We start from the raw sequence: 1,502 nt of genomic DNA, 5'->3' as shown, positions 1-1,502 counted from the left end.
AATTTCCTTTGGCGAGAAAATGGCCGAATTATAACAGCTGGCCATCTAATCTGAGAAATTGCACTTATTATCCGAATTTAGGAGTTAATAAGTACTACACTAAAAATTAAATGTAGTTATTAGTGCTGGTTAATGTGCAATTCAGCTTCGCTAATTTATTGTTATTGGCAGTTTTAATATTAAAACTAACAGTGCTATAACTTTTTAGTATGATTGTTTTTTAAACATATGTTGTATTAATGTAAAGGTTTTAGCTAAAATACGCACGAAATTTAAACTGCTTAGTATTTAGCAGTTAATATAGATTCTTAAAGGACTTAGAATAATAGTATGAAAGATAAACGAGTAGATGATTTATCAGAAGAATGCACAACAGAGCAAGAACGAGATGCTTACTACCGTGCTTGTATTGCCGAATTTCAACAATTAGGTTACCAAGAACAGTATTTGGCTCAGTTAACGGATGACTTAGTTCCTGTGCTAGGTGTTAATCCTTCAAATAAAAATACGTAACCCGCTTAAATTTCAAACTAATTACACTTTTAAACCAAGCATATGTGCAATCTGTAACCATATAGTCGTTTTTGGTAGAAAAGTGTTTGACATATTTTCTGAAATCTTTATTATACGCCCCACAAGACGGAGAGGTGTCCGAGTGGCCGAAGGAGCTCCCCTGCTAAGGGAGTATAGAGTTTGTAGCTCTATCGAGGGTTCGAATCCCTCCCTCTCCACCATTTCTTTTAATGGCGTGTTTTGTAAAGTTTTAAAGTATGGGTGCATAGCTCAGCTGGATAGAGTACTCGGCTACGAACCGAGCGGTCGGAGGTTCGAATCCTCCTGCGCCCACCATACTTTAATAACTCTGCTTAGAGTCTAAATAAGAAAAAGCTCTACTTAGAGTTAAAATAAGTAAACTATAAAGTGGGTGCATAGCTCAGCTGGATAGAGTACTCGGCTACGAACCGAGCGGTCGGAGGTTCGAATCCTCCTGCGCCCACCACTTTATAGACTCTCACTTAGAGTAAAAACAAGTAATAGTAAAAATGAAAGTGGGTGCATAGCTCAGCTGGATAGAGTACTCGGCTACGAACCGAGCGGTCGGAGGTTCGAATCCTCCTGCGCCCACCACTTTCATGTTTTCATATACTTTTAAAGTGTAAGAAAAATAAGCCGATGGAAATCGGTTTTTTTATGCCTGAATTTATACGCTCTGCTTAGAGTTTAAATAAGCAATCTATGAAAGTGGGTGCATAGCTCAGCTGGATAGAGTACTCGGCTACGAACCGAGCGGTCGGAGGTTCGAATCCTCCTGCGCCCACCACTTTCATACTAAGCCGACATTAAGTCGGTTTTTTTGTGCCTGAAATAAAGTGAAACTGGCAGATAGCCCTCTGAAGACACCGAATTTAATAATCCGTTGTAGATACCATCTCTCATTTTAAGCTTCAAGATCGTATTTAACTTTCTTGAAGCTTAAACGCTTCTTGGTTTTTTATTACACC

The 1,502-nt window shown here is 38.7% G+C and carries 1 protein-coding gene and 5 tRNA genes; all 6 read left to right on the top strand.

Annotation, left to right across the window (positions count from 1 at the left end; genetic code table 11):
* Positions 1 to 330: 330 nt before the first annotated feature.
* The 6 genes from GQR55_RS19935 to GQR55_RS19910 all read left to right on the top strand — a co-directional run bounded on the left by GQR55_RS19935 (position 331) and on the right by GQR55_RS19910 (position 1,321).
* Entirely contained in the window at positions 331 to 513 is a 183-nt protein-coding gene (locus GQR55_RS19935) for a hypothetical protein (RefSeq protein ID WP_165727226.1), read from the top strand.
* A 128-nt stretch (positions 514 to 641) separates the two neighbouring features.
* Positions 642 to 734 (top strand) — tRNA-Ser (locus GQR55_RS19930).
* 38 nt (positions 735 to 772) lie between these two features.
* Positions 773 to 849 (top strand) — tRNA-Arg (locus GQR55_RS19925).
* 74 nt (positions 850 to 923) lie between these two features.
* Positions 924 to 1,000 (top strand) — tRNA-Arg (locus GQR55_RS19920).
* A 51-nt stretch (positions 1,001 to 1,051) separates the two neighbouring features.
* Positions 1,052 to 1,128, top strand: a tRNA-Arg gene (locus GQR55_RS19915).
* Between the two features lie 116 nt (positions 1,129 to 1,244).
* Positions 1,245 to 1,321 (top strand) — tRNA-Arg (locus tag GQR55_RS19910).
* The last annotated feature ends 181 nt before the right edge of the window (positions 1,322 to 1,502 follow it).

Source organism: Pseudoalteromonas sp. Z1A8, assembly GCF_011378855.1.
GTDB lineage: Bacteria > Pseudomonadota > Gammaproteobacteria > Enterobacterales > Alteromonadaceae > Pseudoalteromonas.
The sequence above is the reverse complement of the archived record's forward strand: the minus strand, read 5'-3'. Positions and strand labels throughout refer to the sequence as shown.